General features: G+C 50.3%; 11 protein-coding genes. 2 read left to right on the top strand and 9 right to left on the bottom strand.

Annotation, left to right across the window (positions count from 1 at the left end; all coding sequences use genetic code 11):
* Positions 1 to 7: 7 nt before the first annotated feature.
* The 8 genes from ghxQ to mocA all read right to left on the bottom strand — a co-directional run bounded on the left by ghxQ (position 8) and on the right by mocA (position 13,328).
* On the bottom strand, positions 8 to 1,375 hold the full coding sequence (gene ghxQ, locus A9587_RS10560) for a guanine/hypoxanthine transporter GhxQ (protein ID WP_105263556.1): 1,368 nt from the start codon (positions 1,373 to 1,375) through the stop codon (positions 8 to 10).
* A 25-nt stretch (positions 1,376 to 1,400) separates the two neighbouring features.
* On the bottom strand, positions 1,401 to 2,717 hold the full coding sequence (guaD, locus tag A9587_RS10555; protein WP_123057484.1) for a guanine deaminase: 1,317 nt from the start codon (positions 2,715 to 2,717) through the stop codon (positions 1,401 to 1,403).
* Between the two features lie 17 nt (positions 2,718 to 2,734).
* Entirely contained in the window at positions 2,735 to 4,135 is a 1,401-nt protein-coding gene (gene xanQ / locus A9587_RS10550; protein ID WP_001517020.1) for a xanthine/proton symporter XanQ, read from the bottom strand.
* Between the two features lie 165 nt (positions 4,136 to 4,300).
* The gene (locus A9587_RS10545; RefSeq protein WP_105263558.1) at positions 4,301 to 7,171 is read right to left on the bottom strand and encodes a molybdopterin-dependent oxidoreductase Mo/Fe-S-binding subunit; all 2,871 of its coding nucleotides are present in this window, start codon (positions 7,169 to 7,171) and stop codon (positions 4,301 to 4,303) included.
* Positions 7,168 to 7,947 (bottom strand): molybdopterin-dependent oxidoreductase FAD-binding subunit, encoded by a 780-nt coding sequence (gene ygfM, locus A9587_RS10540; RefSeq protein ID WP_105263559.1) that lies wholly within the window; start codon positions 7,945 to 7,947, stop codon positions 7,168 to 7,170. The genes A9587_RS10545 and ygfM overlap by 4 nt, the downstream gene beginning before the upstream one ends.
* 50 nt (positions 7,948 to 7,997) lie before the next feature.
* Complete coding sequence (gene ssnA / locus A9587_RS10535) at positions 7,998 to 9,326, bottom strand: putative aminohydrolase SsnA (RefSeq protein WP_000906234.1); 1,329 nt, start codon at positions 9,324 to 9,326, stop codon at positions 7,998 to 8,000.
* 2 nt (positions 9,327 to 9,328) lie between these two features.
* Positions 9,329 to 12,427 (bottom strand): putative selenate reductase subunit YgfK, encoded by a 3,099-nt coding sequence (gene ygfK, locus A9587_RS10530; protein ID WP_000502356.1) that lies wholly within the window; start codon positions 12,425 to 12,427, stop codon positions 9,329 to 9,331.
* A gap of 328 nt (positions 12,428 to 12,755) precedes the next feature.
* On the bottom strand, positions 12,756 to 13,328 hold the full coding sequence (gene mocA, locus A9587_RS10525) for a molybdenum cofactor cytidylyltransferase (protein ID WP_001110887.1): 573 nt from the start codon (positions 13,326 to 13,328) through the stop codon (positions 12,756 to 12,758).
* 105 nt (positions 13,329 to 13,433) lie between these two features.
* On the opposite strand from mocA, the gene yqeC reads away from it, so the two are divergent.
* Both yqeC and yqeB read left to right on the top strand, forming a co-directional pair.
* Entirely contained in the window at positions 13,434 to 14,204 is a 771-nt protein-coding gene (yqeC, locus tag A9587_RS10520) for a selenium cofactor biosynthesis protein YqeC (RefSeq protein ID WP_010378585.1), read from the top strand.
* Positions 14,205 to 14,251: 47 nt separating this feature from the next.
* Positions 14,252 to 15,877 carry a selenium-dependent molybdenum cofactor biosynthesis protein YqeB gene (yqeB, locus tag A9587_RS10515; RefSeq protein WP_105263560.1) on the top strand — a complete coding sequence of 542 codons (1,626 nt, stop codon included), beginning with the start codon at positions 14,252 to 14,254 and terminating at the stop codon, positions 15,875 to 15,877.
* Positions 15,878 to 15,916: 39 nt separating this feature from the next.
* Here the strand turns inward: yqeB and arcC are convergent, their stop codons facing one another.
* Positions 15,917 to 16,849, bottom strand: coding sequence for a carbamate kinase (gene arcC / locus A9587_RS10510; RefSeq protein WP_000037989.1), 933 nt, complete (start codon positions 16,847 to 16,849; stop codon positions 15,917 to 15,919).
* Between the last annotated feature and the right edge of the window lie 47 nt (positions 16,850 to 16,896).

Raw genomic sequence — 16,896 nt, 5'->3', positions numbered from 1 at the left:
GAATCGTTTAGATTGCCCAACCACCCGCGTAAAACGCGACCAGCGCGGCGGTAATGATAACAGTGCCGATATTCAGCTTGTGCCATTCGCGAGCAAAGACGCGACCTACGACCAGCGTCACAAACCCCAGCATAATACCGGTGACGATATTACAAGTCAGGACGATGAATACCGCGCAAACCAGCCCTGCCATTGCATCAATAAAGTCATTGAAGTCCAGCTTTGAGACGTTGCTCAACATCAGTAGTCCAACGTACATCAGCGCGGGGGCGGTGGCATAACCGGGGATCAGAAACGACAGCGGAGATAAAAACAGAATCAACAGAAACAGAACGCCAACCACGGTTGCGGTTAAACCGGTTTTACCCCCGGCTGCGGTCCCGGCCGCTGATTCGATATAAACTGCCGCAGGTGCTGCACCCACCAAACCGGAGAATATTGAACTTACCGAGTCACTGGTCAGGGCTTTGCCCCCGTTGATAATCTGGTTGTCTTTATCCAGCAGATTCGCCTGGCCGGCTACGGCACGGATGGTGCCAGTGGCGTCAAACACGGCGGTCATCACCAGCGCCAGTACACTCGGAAGTACGGTTGGCTGGAGCGCGCCCATAATATCCAGACTGAAAATCAGAGACTTACCATCTTCGCCAGTCAGGCTCGGCATTGCCACCAGACCGTGGTATTTCACCGCCGGATCAAAGATTAAGCCGATGATCGAGATGGCGATAATGACCAACAAGATCCCGCCAGGTATGCGGCATTTTTCCAGACCGAAAATCACCGCTAATCCCAGCAAGCTCATCAGTACCGGGAAGGAGGTAAACGCGCCGAGCGCAACCGGTAAGCCTTCAATCGGGTTTTTGATAACCATACCAACGCCGTTAGCGGCAATCAGTAGCAGGAAAAGACCAATACCGATACCTGTACCGTGTGCAATACCCATCGGTAAATTACGCAAGATCCAGGTACGAATACCTGTTACGGAGATGGCGGTGAATATCAACCCCATCAGAAAGACCGCACCCAGTGCTACCGGAACGCTAATTTGTTGCCCGAGCACCAGACTGAATGCGGTAAATGCCGTTAAGGAAATGGCGCAACCAATCGCCATTGGCAGGTTAGCCCATAACCCCATCAGCAGGGAGCCAAAGCCTGCGACCAGACAGGTGGCAACAAAGACCGCTGCGGGAGGAAAACCTGCTTTACCCAGCATTCCCGGCACTACGATAACGGAGTAAACCATCGCCAGGAATGTGGTCAGGCCTGCCAGAACTTCCTGGCGAACGGTACTGCCACGAGCGGTAATTTTAAAATAATTATCCAGGGCGCCCTGTGGCTTTGATGCGTCCGGTGTTTGTAGGATGTATCCAGACATAATGATGTCCTCACGAGGTTTATTATTAGTTACGTTCGTACACCAGACGACCATCAACGTAGGTGCGGTAGATCGAACGATCATCGCCCAGCGTCATCATCACGAACAATTTATCGACTAAAGATACAGAGTTGTCATAGCGCAGTTGCTGTAGCGGTGTGGCAGTGGGTTCCATCACTACAAAATCAGCCTCTTTGCCTGGTAAAAAATTGCCAATCAGGTTGTCAAGGCCCAGAGATTTCGCGCCGCCGAGCGTGGCAAGGTAAAACGCTTCATAGGCTGAGAGACGATAGCCCTGTAGTTGCAACACTTTGTAGGCTTCGTTCAGTGTTTGCAGCATGTTGAAGGTGGTTCCGGCACCGATATCGGTTCCCATGCCCACTTTAACTTTCTTCTGCCATGCTTTTTGCAGATTGAATAAGCCGCTACCGAGATAAAGGTTGGAGGTCGGACAGAAAGCGATGCTGGATTGAGTTTCGCTAAGGCGATCCCACTCTTTTTCTTCCAGATGGACGCAGTGAGCAAAGACGCAGTTTTTACCGGTCAGACTGTACTGGTGGTAAACATCCAGATAACCATCATGTTCAGGATAAAGTGATTTCACCCAGGCAATTTCATCTTTGTTTTCACAGAGATGGGTATGTACCCACGTATCGGGGTACTCTTTTTTCAGGCGTTGCGCCATTGCCATCTGTTCGGGCGATGAAGTGGGGGCGAAGCGTGGCGTAATGGCGTACAACAGACGACCATTTTTGTGCCAGCGTTTGATCAGCTCTTTGCTTTGCAGATAGCTGCTTTCGGCGGTATCAAGCAGATAATCCGGCGCGTTGCGATCCATCATCACCTTACCGGCAATCATGCGCATATTGATATGACTGGCGGCTTCAAACAGTGCATCAACGGATTGCGGATGAACCGTACCAAACACCAGTGCCGTGGTTGTGCCGTTACGTAAAAGTTGCTTGATGAAGAACGCCGACATTTCACGGGCGTACTCTAAATCCTCATAGCGACGTTCAGTAGGGAAGGTGTGTTTATTCAACCATTCCAGCAATTGTTCGCCATAGGCACCGACCATTTCACTTTGCGGGTAATGGATATGCGTATCGACAAAGCCCGGTACTATCAGTTTGCCGCGATAGTCGCGAACGCGAATGGTGTCAGGAATTTGATGCTTGCCGTCTTCCCATTCGCCAAACCATTCCACCTTCCCCTGTTTAATGAGTAATAAACCGTCCTCAATAAAACGCAGCGCAGAGGCAATCTCTTCCGGGTTATCGACTGTACGGGTGACATCAATAAAACTGCCTCGTACTGCTTTTAACGTGTGTTCTCCTGACATCATTGACTCCTTTATTGTTAATCCATCTCTTCCGCTGAGGTAATACCCGGCAGAACGCTTTCCTGTCGGTAGCCACCAGGGAGGATAATATTTAATAAAATCGCAGTTAACCCGCCTGCACAAATAGGGTTTTCAACTAATACATAAATTGAGGCAGGTAATATTTTAAAAATTTCGGGGTCGTAGGAGACGCCAAGCCCTAAACCTAAAGAAGTGGCGACAATAAGTGTTTCACGGCGTTTTAATCCGTTGGTGATAATAATGCGGATACCGGCGATGGCAATCATGGAAAACATCAGCGTCATTGCCCCACCCAGAACTGCTGAGGGAATGGTAGTGAAGAAGCCGCCGATCATCGGAAATAACCCGAGGATAACCAACATTACCGCGATGGTTCGCCCGACATAACGTGAGGCGACGCCGGTCATCTGAATAACACCGTTATTTTGCGCAAAGGTAGTTAATGGTAATGAGCCGACTGCGGAGGCGATAACAGAAACCAGACCATCAGCCAACACGCCGCCTTTCAGACGTGATTGATATTCTTCCCCCTGAATGGGTCGGCGGGAAACCATTGCCGTGGCGGTGATATCGCCTACTGCTTCCAGTACGCTAAGTAGATAAATCGTGCCGACCACCAGGAACTGATGAAAGTTGAAACTAAATCCGTATTTGAAGGGATGCGGGACGGTGATTAACGGCAGATTGCGCATACTGCTGAAATCTACCATTCCCAGGCATAAGGATGCGATATAGCCGACACATAGCCCAATGGCGATCCCGCCCATGCGTAACAACGGACTGCGGCAGCAGTTAAAGCCGATCACCACAATCAGAACCAATAATCCAACGCCGAGGTGTTCGTAATTGCCGAACGTACCGCTGCTTTTGGCTGCAAATCCACCACCAAAATCAATAATGCCGACTTTAATCAGACTTAAGCCGATCATCAGCACCACAATACCGCTGACGGTGGGGGAGATAACCCGACGTAAATAGGGCAGGATAAAAGAAGAACCGACAACCAGAAATGCGCCAACGAAGGAGACGCCGAGTAGCGACGACATGATTAATTCTTCGTGAAAACCGTCACTTTTCATGCTGCTGCCTAGCGCAATCATGACCGTAACAAATGAAAAATTAACGGATTGAATTGAGAGCAAACCGGAACCCACAATACCGTAACGGTTTACCTGTAACCAGGTGCCAATGCCAGAGGCAATCATCGCCATAGAAACCAGATAGGCGGTCGTTTCTGCAGAAAGCTGTAAAGCCGCACCAACAATTAATGCGGGGGTCACCATCGGAACAAAAATTGCCAACAGATGGGTAATGGCACCAACAATAGCCTGATGAAAGGGAGGGCGATCCTCCAGTTCAAATATAAGGTCGGAGCCTGCATGGTTTATATCAGACATCCCTTCACTCCTTTTAAAGTAAATTTGATCATCTGAATCAGTAAAATAAATACCCACGAATTTGGGGCGCAGGACGCCTTGAGAACGGCTTATCTCATTTTCGCAGTTACTAATTAGTTATCTTTAATACAAGGGAAACAGGCCGCCGAAGCGGCCATTAATTACTTATATTTTTTTCAGCGCGGTAAGTATTTTCTCCGGTGTGAAATGCCATTCGCGTAGCCAGATGCCGCAGGCATCGTGAATTGCGGTGGCAATTGCTGGTGCTGCACCATTTACGCCAATTTCTGAGATCGATTTTGCTCCGAATGGACCGACTTTATCGTCGCTCGGCACCAACACGGCACGGAAATCACGCGGGATGTCACCAATTTTGGGAGCACCGTAGCTACGTAAATCACGTGTTAACGGGTGTCCTTCGGCGTCATAAATGATTTCTTCGCTCATACTGTGTCCGATAGCACGCAGGGTAGCTCCATAGATCTGTCCCAACGCTAACTCTGGGTTAACTGGCGTACCGCAATCCAGCAATGCGTAGAATTTGTCCAGGCGGATTTCACCGGTACGCGTGTTGACGGCAACTTCAGCAAAGTTTGCGCCATACGGAAAGGCGAAATCAGGCGTGATGTAGCAGGCTGTTCCCACCAGCGAACCAAAACCAGTACCGGTTTCGCCTTTATGGGCAATATCCCCGAAACTGACTTCGTCTTTCTTGCCACGAACGACACCTGGCGTTGCCAGTTGGACATCTTCCAGTGGTTCATCAAGCATTTGTGCGCCATGAAAGAGAATTTTCTCGCGCAGATTTTCTGCCGCCATACGCGCCGCGTTGCCTGAGAAGCAAGTACCAGACGAGGCATAAGCGCCTTTGTCAAACAATGCATGGTCAGTATCACCGGAGATAACATGCACATCCTGAGGTGGACAGTGCAGCACTTCTGCTGCCAGTTTTGTCACTACGGTATCCAGGCCGGTTCCGATATCAGCACCACCAGAATGGACAATAAAGGTGCCATCAGATTCCAGTTTGATCATGCAGTTAGCCTGATCGATATCCGGGATCCCCGATTTCTGCATGATAATGGCGACGCCACGACCTGTGCGCCAGTCACCTTCCTGTGATTTCGGTGAAGACCATTGGATCATTTCACGACCCTGACGCAGGATCTCTTCCAATGCGCAACTGGCAGCAGAAGGAACGGAGGTTGGCGCTTTACCTTCACCAATCGCACCGAGGATTTTCAGCTCTTGCCCTTCATGTACCCGGTTACGTTCGATAATTTCCAGTTGATCAATCTGTAATTGTTCAGCAAGTTCTGCTAACGCCATGGTGATAGCAAAGTTACCTTTTGGCGCGCCATAGCCCTGATAAGCACCATTTGGACAAATGTTGCTGTAGTAGGTGGTGACCTGAAAATCGACGTTATCGCACGGGTACAGCGGCAACGACAGCGCCGGTCCGTTACACGGTACGGTGAGTGAGTGGTTGCCATAAGGGCCCGTATTGGCGCGGAAATCCATTTTCACTGCCGTCAGGCGACCATCTTTTTTTGCCCCCAGTTTGACGGTGACTTTCGCGACGTGACGAGAGGTGTTAGCAATAAACTCTTCTTCACGGGTGTAGTGGAACAGTACCGGACGCCCGGTCACACAGGTTGCCCAGGCGCACACTTCCTCCAGCAGGATGTCCTGTTTGGAGCCGAAACCGCCGCCCACGCGTTCTTTAATGACATGAACTTTATGCTGTTTCATACCAACGAGACGCGCTACCTGACGGCGCAGGTGCCACGGTACTTGGGTGGAGGCGTGGATCACCAGCCGATCGCCATCCATACGGGTAAAGCAGATATGTGTTTCAGTCGGGCATTGTTGTGCCTGAGTTGAATTATAGGTTCGCTCAATGATCACATCAGCATCAGCGAAGCCTTTGTCCATATCACCGATATGACCATGAATGCTGGCGGCAATATTTTTACGTGGGCGAGAACCGATAGGGAAGTTAATGATCATATGCTCGCCGCGCTGGGCCGCGTGGCTATTGTCTTCTTCCAGCGTCTCTGGCGCACCAGCGACATACACCACCGGTTCATCGTGAACGACAGGGGCATCTTCCGCCATTGCTTCGTCAATCGACATTACAGGTTTAAGCACTTCATATTCAACGTCAATGAGCTTCAGTGCTTCGAGCGCAATTTCTTCACTTTCGGCAACGATCGCAGCAACGCGATCGCCAACGTGACGCATTTTTTTGCCGAACATGCGACGGTCGAGCGGTGAAGGTTCTGGCGCGCTTTGACCACCAGGAGTGTAGTAAATATCCGGGCAGTTGAGATGAGTGATAACGTGAACGACGCCCGGTAAGGCTTCGGCTTTGCTGACATCCAGATGAGTAATCAGTGCGTGAGCATGTGGGCTGCGTAACATTTTAATGACGCAGGCGTCAGCCGTTACGCGGTCTTCAACATAGCAGGGTTTCGCCTGCACCATTTTAGCAGCATCGGTTTTGGGGTAGTGCTTGCCAATAACTTCAAGGTCGTTACGGAAAGTGGGGGCGATGTCAATCGTGGCACGCGGGTTATTTTTACGCGCAATAGCCAGTTCAATGACTTGATAGTATTGCTGCCAACCCGCATCGCGGCTGAACAGACCAGAAAGCGCGTCGTCGATCTCTTCGCGGGTTGGCTCGGCAATGCGATCGAGTAGATCGGTAATAATCAAAGATGCTGCCGGATCGTTATAACCGGACTGCACCACGCCAACATCAACCATTGCCTGTTGAACCAGGCTTAATTCGCTCCATTTGCCTAAGGATTCTGCGGTGCGAATGTTTGCTTTTTCTAACTGTGCTGCAATCAGCAAGGAGGCATTAACGATGTTGCCGTTAAAAAGAATCGCATCAGAACCGGCGAAACCGAAACCATCATCACTGTTGCGCACGGAGTGCATACCCATACCAAACAACAGCTTTTGCACGTTTTCGCCAGGGTTAACGGTTAGCCCCTGGGGTGCGCCATTTAAAGTAAAGTGGATGATCATACGGCTTCCTCCCCAGCCTGTTGGCAGTCGGCATAAAGGTCGGCCACCAGAACTCCCGTGATATAGCGTTTATACGCTACGCTCCCCCGCAAATCTTCCTGGGGGAAAATGGCGTTGGCGACGGCCTGTTCAAGTGCATTGCCTTCCAGGTTTTGTTTTTCGACATCGTGCAGGCGCAGGGCTTTACTGGCAACGCCATCCAGCGCAATTCGCAGTCCGTCGTGGTCAGTTAATGCAACGGCTGCAGTCACCACTGTTAACCCCGCCCGGGAACGGCTAATTTTACGGGTCGCACAGGTGCGATACGGATCTTTAATGATGATTTCGGTTAGCAGGCGATCGCCCGGATCGGCCAGATAGCTCTCAATCGACAACGTTTCGCCATTGCCAAAGACCAGTTCTGCATCCAGTGCTAACAGAACCGGAAGAAGAACGGACTCTTCCTGCCGGGCCGCTATTTCGCCGCCGATAGTCGACTGATTTCGTACATGACGAGAGTAGACAAAGCCGAGAGCTTCACGCAGTGCCACTGGAATAAATCGCGCATCGCGCAGTGGTTGTAAGCGCGACATTGCGCCAATACGCAGTGCGCCGTTATCCCAGTCAATCCAGTCCAGTTCCAGATTCTGCAAGGAAATAGCAATTTTTTTATTGGTACGGGTTGGCGTGGCGTTGAGTTTGCTGCCCCCGGCAAACCAGACGGCTTCATCCTGGTAGCGGCGCTTCAGTTCCTGCGCCTGTTCTACAGAGTCGGGCCTGAAAAATTGTTCAATCATCTTCTTTCCTTATTTAACCCTCTTCCCTGAAGGAAGAGGGTATAGGTCATTTATGCCAGCGCATCCATCCGACGCCACATACTGGCGGCGGCTTTTCTGGCTTGCGCATAAATGGAATCGCAATCGAAGTTAAACTGACGATCTTCGTAGACCATCACGCCGTTAACCATCACGCTGTTAACGCTGCCTGAACCCATACCGAAGGCGATGTGGCCTGCAATATTGTCTGCCAGCAGCGGCGTTGGCGAGTTGTAATCGCAAATGGTTAAATCTGCTTTATAACCGGCTTCCAGAAGGCCAAATTTCGCACCAAAGTTGCGGCTCATCAGTTCGTTGCCGTTAGTCAGCGCTCTGGCAAAACTGTCTGGCCACAGCGGGCCACCAGAGTCACGATGTTTAAAGAAGGCGAATTTCATCTCTTCAAACATGTCTGAACCGATGCCGTCAGTTCCCAGTGCCAGATTGCGAATGTCGCTAAGATGATGGTTGTAACCAACATGGTTGTTCATGTTTGAACGGGCGTTATGTACCAGGAACGCGTCACGTTGGTTAAGCAGGGCAATATCCTCTTTCGACAGATACAGTCCATGAGCGACCAGCGTTTTGCTATCGATGAGATCGAATTGCGCCAGGCGTGCCAGCAGATCTTTTCCGTACCTGTGGTGACTGTAAGAAACGTCGTAAAGGTCTTCCGCAGCGTGTATGTGTAAACCACGGCCTGTGGCTTTCACTGCTTCGCGCAGCATTTCCAGACCAACATCTGGCACGGTAAACGGCGCGTGAGCACCGATATGCGCTTCTACCAGATACGGCTCGCTTGCCGCTTTCTTCGCGTCGTCAATCTGACGGGCGAAACGGATGTTTTCCTCTACCCCATCCTGCAACTCTTTAATACCGTTATTACGATCTGTTGTTTCAAAACAGGTCATCGCACGTAGACCAACTTTTAGAAATGCGTTGCGCAACGTCGAGAGCGATCCGCCGATATAAGCCGGAGAGGCATGGTGATCGATAACCGATGTACATCCGCTCTTAATCGCTTCCAGTGAACAAATCAGCCCGCTGTAATAGAGCGACTCTTCATCAAGGGCGCGATCGAGTCGCCACCAGAGATTTTTTAGCGTTGAGATGAAGTCCGGGCAGGGGGCAATATTCGCCATAATTCCGCGGGAAAGCCCTGAGTAAAAATGGTTGTGCGAGCATACGATCCCTGGCATCACAATCCGGCCATGCATCTCTTTGTAGCTGGCTTCAGGGTAGCGGTGTGTCAGGGCGTTGCCGATAGCGATAATGACATCATTTTCGATGGCGATATCGACGCCTTCCTGCACTTTCGCCGGGTGTAGCTGTACTGCAGTGACATTCTTCAGAATCAACATGATTACACCTCCACGCGGCCCAGCAGATAATGATGATGCTGGTGAATATGGCTGATAATGCGGCACATATCGTTCAGCTCTGGCGGTACGTTGTTGAACTGGCCTTCGCTATTAATGTTCAACACCCAGCTTTGGTTATTCAGACGTACGCTTACCCGATCATCTTCCACCAGGAAGCCAGGGTTGCTGCTGTTATCAAAGTCTTGCGACAGACTGAAGACGGTGATTTTGTCTTTGTACGGTTTACCGTTCCATGGACAGAACTGAGCACAGTTACCGCATTCGTTGCAGTAGGCATCAAGGTGCAGCGTCTGGAAACGGTTCTGGAAGCCAGGAACCGCAATTGAGATGTTGGCGCGGTTCGGGCAGACATCCACACACTTGCTGCAAACGTAGTTACATTCAAGGCAGCGCGCGGATTCCTGAGCGACAAATGCGTCACGATCATCGCTGTTCACCAGGGTGACAGAGATGTCGCCTTTACGTTGGTAGATTTCTGCCGGGTTAACGTTGTTCCAGTATTTATCGCGCTGGTGGGAACGGATATTTTCCCGGCTAAGGATGGCATCGGCTGCCCGACGAGCGGTGCTGACAGCGGCAACGATCGAGGACGGCCCGCGTTGTACGTCACCGATCATAAAGACGTCAGTCAGACGGGTTTCGCCGTTATGGTCGACGTCAGGCCAGCCGTTTTTGTCCAGTGGCACACCCATCGCATTCAGGGCTTCGGTATCCTGCTGTTCGCCAATGGCAGTAATCAGGCTGTCTACATGCAGCGTTACTGTTTCGTTGGTTTCAACCGGACGGCGGCGACCTTTCTCATCAGGTTCGCCAAGTGACATGACGCGCAATGTTAAGGTGCCATCAGCATCGAAACGTTGCGGATTGTTCAGGAAACGGAACTCCACGCCATCGTGCAACGCTTCTTCATACTCTTCGCGCCACGCGGGCATCTCTTGCAGTGAACGACGGTAAACCACAGTTGCTTTTTCTACGCCCGGAACGCGTAACGCTGCTCGCGCGCAGTCCATTGCGGTGTTGCCCGCACCGACAACCACTACATGTTTGCCAAGGTTGAGCGCCGTACCTTTATTGTACTCGCGCAGGAAGGGGAGTGATTTCCAGATATTCTGGTTGTCGCCCGCCAGTTTCACACCGCTGTTTTTATCGGTGCCAGTAGCAATCAGAACGTAGTGGTAGCCCTGATTCTTTAACTGCTCGACGGTCAGTTCCGGTGAGCAGCCATACTCAAATTTCACACCGTGATCGGCAACAAAATCGATATCGTGCTGAATTAACTCTGCCGGAATACGGAACTGAGGAATGATATTTTTCACCACGCCGCCTGCGTTGGCTTCGCGTTCAAATAACGTAACCGGATGACCCGCTCTGGCAAGGAAGTAACCGGCAGCCAGACCTGCTGGACCCGCGCCAATCACGGCAACCGGATGGCGTGAACCGGAACCGGCAGGTTTGTGCCAGCGTTGCTTATACTCATCCCAGCCTTTTTCCAGGGCGACTTTTTTCAGTTCGCGGATATTCAGTGCGCTGTCGTAATCGAGGCGGGTACAGTTGTACTGGCACTGATGATCGCAAATGTGGCCGGTAATGGCGGGCAGCGCATTACGTTGGTAGATGAGTTCCAGCGCATCGGCATAGCGATGTTCGCCCAACAGTCGAATGTATTCCGGAATATCTTGTTTGATGGCACAGGCAGTGACACATGGAGCAACGTAGCAATCGGTCAGCGGTAGATCTTCTGCCACTTCAATACGCTCTTCTGGCTTCCAGTGTTTTTGAGTGTATTCCATGGTTAATGCATCTGCTGCCAGCTTGCTCAGTCGTTCAACGTCAACGTGGTTAAGCCCCCAGGCGTCTGACCCTTCCAGTTCGCGCATACAGGCGCTTAAACGCAGATAGCCGCCAGGTTTCAGCAGGTCGGTTGCCATAGTGATCGGGCGAATACCGGTATCGAAAATATCGCGGATCGTCAGTTGGCTCGCACCACCGGAGTAAGAAATTGGCAGTTTGCCGTCAAAGGCACGAGACAGAACGGCTGCAACATTGATAGAAAGTGGAAACAGCGCACGACCCGACATATACATCTCTTCACCAGGCAGTGCGCCTTTATTGTTGATAGTGCCGAGGGTGTTAGTCAGTTTGACGCCAAAGCCGAGTGATTTCTCTTTTGCCAGCGCCATCAGGCGTTCCAGCATTTCCAGTGCCTGCGCCAGCTTGAGGTCATGATCAAATGATTCTTCTTTTAAGCCGATGTAATCGAAGCCGCAGCCATCGAGAATCTCGCGAACACGAGCGTAACCTAATAAAGTTGGGTTGAGTTTTACAAAGGTATTCAGCTCTTTTTCTTCCAGCATGTAGCGGCAAATGGCTTCGATTTCATGCGGAGGGCAACCGTGCATGGTGGAGAGAGTAACGCCTTGTACCATGCTGGTGGGGATGCGTGCCGGTAATGCCTGTAAATGTTCGCGTTTATCCTGCAAATCGTGACGAGCCAAAAACGCGTCATCCTGAAGCAGTTTATTAAGCGTATCGCGGTATTGAGCGAATTTCGGATGGTCAGATGCGTCCATCATATTATCGATGAACTGCTGCATTGGCGGCTGCTTAATACCGTCGAGGTTGTAACCGACGCTCATATTAAAGATGAACGACTTGCCTGATTCTGAAGGCTGGAACAGGGCTTCAAGCAGATGCAAGGCAAACCAGGCTTTAAGGTATTCATCCCACGCTTTAAGCAGAGTGAATTCGGTAGACCATTCGGTGTTAAAACACTCGTCTTCGGCATCGATACAGGGTTTTTCCAGCTCCAGACGGTCAAGAATTTGTACAGTTTTTAGTTCGATGAATCGTCCGCCGGTCAGCCAGGAGGTGACGATGTTTTGCGCGAGCTGTGTGTGCGGTCCGGCGGCTGGGCCGACGGGGGTAGCACAGGTTTCACCGAAGACGCTAACAGATTTACCTTTTACGGGTGAGTAAAACTGTTGTTCGGGAATACCAAAGATTGAGCGTTGTTGTTGGTACTCATCAAATATGCGCGTCAAAAGTTCCTCAAACGGAATGGGACGCATAATATCCCCCATAACCCTCTCCTTAGCTTATACAGATATCATTGAGTGACCGGTATTGATAAATCCGGTGGTTTAAGGGGATAGAGCAACAATCGCACCACTCTTGCCCGGTTTGCCCGGAAATATAAAAAAATGTGAAGCGCCTCGAAACTTAATGGTTTTTTGTGAATGATCTCACAGGTGCCAAATGAGAATTAAAATCACTCCTGAACGTTATTATTCTTATGGCTTTTATCATCTTTTCTCATTTCTCAAAAACAGTTGTTCCTTATCATTATGATAAAGGAGTGGAGGGTGGGTTAAATATTTGAACGCAATCGTTTAGCTTGATTTTCTAAAATTAAGTATGCCATTTTTGCGCATTAATAAAGTCATCTGGAGTATCAATATCTAAAATTATTTCTTCATTTTCCATCTCGACGGAATAATGTTCACCCATGCGTAATGCCTGACGCATATTGATTACATTGGGGCGTTGTATTGCCTGCATCAGGCTCGATTTTGAGATTAAAATGGGATGGCCAGGGATACCATTGTGTAGCGGGAGTATTGCGCCGCTGTTACGTAACTGCCAGATTTTTAGGAAAATATCTCTATTTAGAGTTGGCATGTCACCATGGGTAATAAAGCAATGCTCTGTTTGCACTTCGTGGGCCGCTGCCTTCACCGAGGTCAGTAAACCCTGCTCATAATCTGGATTATAAATAAGAGTAATATTGGCAGTATGTGCGTAGCGATGATGCAGTTCATTGGCGCGAAAACCTGTGACTAAAATAATTCGGCTACAAAACTGCAACGCATTTTTGATACTTGCATCAAGAATTGTTCCTTGCTGCCAGGGTAACATCATTTTCCATTGTCCCATTCTTGATGATAATCCGGCAGCGGTAATTATACAGTCGATAGCTGGCATAGTCGTTCCATTATTTATATTGGGTAATAACGTCTGGGGATTACGTTACTTCCTGGTTAATGAATTTGTGGGGTTAATTTATCCCTGAGAGGACTATAAAGATTTGTGAAAAGTATAATTGACCCATCAGCGTTATTCATTGACTTAGACGTGCAGAAACGTCCTGCTGTGATTTCAGTTGTTGGCGCAGGGGGGAAAACCAGTCTGCTTTTTTGGCTGGCAGAGGTACTCCGGGCTAGTGGCAGACGTGTGTTAATTACTACGACTACGCATATGTTTATGCCAGTTTCTCATTGGCCTGTAGTTTTTTGCCGTGATCCTGCAACACTTCCTCATGCGTCTCTCACATCTCCCATTTTATTTTGTTTTCATCGTTGGAAAGCGATACAGGGGAAAGCACAGGGATTTTCGCCAGATGCCATTGATGCACTGGCGCAACGGTCGGAATGTGACGTAATTCTCATTGAGGCTGATGGCTCGCGTGGAATGCCGTTAAAAGCGCCGGATGAGCACGAACCTTGCATACCACGAAGCAGTTGTTGCGTGATTGCTGTGATGGGGGGGCATGTTTTAGGCGCAAAAGTTGGCGCGGAAAATGTCCATCGCTGGCCGCAGTTTGCCGACATTACTGGCCTGACGCCGGGGGCGACCTTGCAACTTAGCGATCTTGTTGCCCTGGTTCGCCATCCGCAAGGTGCGTTTAAAAACGTGCCATCAGGGTGTCGGCGGGTCTGGTTTATTAACCGTTTTTCTCAATGTGAGAATGCGATTGCGCAAAGCGAACTACTCAAACCACTGCAACACCACGACGTAGAGGCAATCTGGCTGGGCGATATACAAGAGTATCCTGCAATCGCGCGCAGATTTGTGAATTAGCGACCTGGGTATTCCGGGTTACTGAAAGGATATCGATTGAGGTTGGTATGAATATTTTCACAGAGGCTGCAAAACTCGAAGATCAAAATTGTCCGTTTGCTATGGCGCAAATTGTGGATAGCCGAGGCTCTACTCCCCGCCATTCTGCACAAATGTTAGTGCGTGCCGATGGTTCCATCGTTGGTACGATTGGTGGAGGAATGGTTGAGCGTAAGGTGATTGAAGAGTCGCTACAGGCATTGCAGGAACGTAAGCCGCGATTATTTCATGGACGAATGGCCCGTAACGGCGCGGATGCCGTCGGGTCAGACTGTGGAGGCGCAATGTCAGTGTTTATCAGCGTGCATGGTATGCGGCCACGTCTGGTGTTGATCGGCGCGGGGCATGTTAACCGGGCGATTGCCCAGAGTGCTGCGCTATTAGGGTTTGATATTGCTGTTGCCGATATTTATCGCGAAAGCCTCAATCCTGAACTTTTCCCGCCAGCAACCACGCTTCTACATGCCGATTCGTTTGGTGTAGCGGTAGAGGCGCTGGAAATTCGACCTGATAATTTTGTTCTCATTGCCACGAATAATCAGGATCGTGAAGCTCTCGATAAACTCATTGAACAGCCCATTGCATGGTTGGGGTTACTGGCAAGTCGCCGCAAGGTTCAGCTTTTCCTGCGTCAATTGCGTGAGAAAGGCGTGGCTGAAGAGCATATTGCCCGTTTACATGCACCGGTTGGTTATAACATTGGTGCGGAAACGCCGCAGGAGATCGCCATCAGCGTGTTGGCAGAAATATTACAGGTGAAAAATAACGCGCCGGGCGGGTTGATGATGAAACCTTCGCATCCTTCCGGGCATCAACTGGTGGTGATTCGTGGCGCGGGAGACATTGCCAGTGGAGTGGCGTTACGTCTGTATCATGCGGGTTTTAAAGTGATCATGCTGGAAGTTGAAAAGCCGACGGTGATTCGTTGTACCGTAGCGTTTGCCCAGGCCGTGTTCGACGGTGAAATGACAGTTGAAGGTGTTACTGCTCATTTGGCTTCGACCCCTGCGGAGGCGATGAAACTGACTGAGCGAGGATATATCCCGGTAATGGTGGACCCTTCCTGTTCGCTGCTTGATGAACTGAAACCGCTGTGCGTGGTAGATGCCATTCTGGCGAAACAGAATTTGGGTACGCGTGTGGACATGGCACCGGTAACAATTGCGCTCGGGCCTGGTTTTACCGCAGGAAAAGATTGCCATGCGGTTATTGAAACAAACCGTGGGCACTGGCTGGGACAGGTGATCTACTCCGGTTGTGCGCAGGAGAATACCGGTGTTCCAGGTAATATTATGGGGCATACCACCCGGCGGGTTATTCGCGCTCCGGCGGCGGGTATCATGCGCTCGAATGTGAAATTAGGCGATCTGGTAGAAGAGGGTGATGTTATTGCCTGTGTTGGCGATCATGAAATTAAAGCACCGTTGGCCGGTATGGTGAGAGGCTTGCTGAACGATGGGCTGGCTGTCGTCGGCGGTTTTAAAATCGGTGATATCGACCCTCGTGGCGAAACGGCTGATTTCACCAGCGTTTCTGATAAAGCCCGGGCGATTGGTGGTGGTGTACTTGAGGCGTTAATGATGTTGATGCACCAGGGCGTTAAAGCGACGAAAGAAGTACTGGAAGTGGCTTAAATGAAAACGGCCGGATGGCATCGCCCCCCGGCCTTTAACTTACTGGCAAATCACCGTTCCGGTTTTACCTTCAATCCCTTCTTTCGCTTTGCTTAACACGGTAATCAGCGCTTCGCGGCCTGCGCGAGAGCGAGCAAATGACGCGGCGGCTTCCACTTTCGGCAGCATCGAACCTTTAGCAAAATGCCCCTCATCAATAAAGCGTTCTGCATCGGCCAATGACAGGCGGTCGAGCCACTGTTCATTCTCTTTACCAAAATTAATTGCTACTTTCTCTACCGCAGTAAGAATGATCAGCATATCGGCATCGATCATTTCTGCTAAACGGGCGCTGGCCCAGTCTTTATCGATAACCGCGCTGGCACCGCGCAGATGGTTACCTTCACGAATCACCGGAATACCGCCACCGCCAACGGTGATTACGACCTGGCCGGCATCTACCAGAGCTTTTACCGTCTCTTTTTCAATAATATCAACTGGTTTTGGCGAAGCGACGACACGACGATAGCCACGACCCGCATCTTCTTTCAGGGTGTAACCCTGTTTTGTCAGTTGTTCTGCTTCCTGCTCGGTAAAGAATGAGCCGATCGGTTTGGTCGGATTGAGGAATGCCGGATCGTTAGCGTCGACTTCGACTTGAGTAACCAGCGTTGCAACGGGTTTATTAATGCCACGAGAAAGCAGTTCTTCCCGTAAGGCGTTTTGCAGATCGTAACCAATATATCCCTGGCTTAAGGCGACACAGACAGACATCGGCAGCATAGGCGAATGCGCTTCCGTTTTTGCGGCGGCTTCGAATGCCTGGTTAATCATGCCCACCTGTGGCCCATTACCATGAGTGACGATAACTTCATGCCCCTGGGCAATTAAATCAACAATTGCCTGAGACGTAATTTTTACCGCTTTCATTTGTCCGGCCAGATCATCGCCCAGCGCATTCCCGCCCAGGGCGAGAACAATTTTCTTACTCATTTTTCCTCACTCATCATTCTTGATTGTGTATAGATCCCTGGCAGTGG

The sequence above is a fragment of the Escherichia sp. MOD1-EC6162 genome, assembly GCF_002965125.1.
Taxonomy (GTDB): Bacteria; Pseudomonadota; Gammaproteobacteria; order Enterobacterales; family Enterobacteriaceae; genus Escherichia; species Escherichia marmotae.
Note: the sequence above shows the minus strand (reverse complement) of the source record. Positions and strands in the feature narration are given on the sequence as shown.

What these genes read in the sequence shown, in the direction of transcription:
- xanQ (WP_001517020.1), bottom strand. Translation starts at nt 4,135, where the DNA reads ATGTCTGATATAAACCATGCAGGCTCCGACCTTATATTTGAACTGGAG.
- guaD (WP_123057484.1), bottom strand. Translation starts at nt 2,717, where the DNA reads ATGTCAGGAGAACACACGTTAAAAGCAGTACGAGGCAGTTTTATTGAT.
- ygfK (WP_000502356.1), bottom strand. Translation starts at nt 12,427, where the DNA reads ATGGGGGATATTATGCGTCCCATTCCGTTTGAGGAACTTTTGACGCGC.
- ygfM (WP_105263559.1), bottom strand. Translation starts at nt 7,947, where the DNA reads ATGATTGAACAATTTTTCAGGCCCGACTCTGTAGAACAGGCGCAGGAA.
- mocA (WP_001110887.1), bottom strand. Translation starts at nt 13,328, where the DNA reads ATGCCAGCTATCGACTGTATAATTACCGCTGCCGGATTATCATCAAGA.
- ghxQ (WP_105263556.1), bottom strand. Translation starts at nt 1,375, where the DNA reads ATGTCTGGATACATCCTACAAACACCGGACGCATCAAAGCCACAGGGC.
- A9587_RS10545 (WP_105263558.1), bottom strand. Translation starts at nt 7,171, where the DNA reads ATGATCATCCACTTTACTTTAAATGGCGCACCCCAGGGGCTAACCGTT.
- yqeB (WP_105263560.1), top strand. Translation starts at nt 14,252, where the DNA reads ATGAATATTTTCACAGAGGCTGCAAAACTCGAAGATCAAAATTGTCCG.
- arcC (WP_000037989.1), bottom strand. Translation starts at nt 16,849, where the DNA reads ATGAGTAAGAAAATTGTTCTCGCCCTGGGCGGGAATGCGCTGGGCGAT.
- ssnA (WP_000906234.1), bottom strand. Translation starts at nt 9,326, where the DNA reads ATGTTGATTCTGAAGAATGTCACTGCAGTACAGCTACACCCGGCGAAA.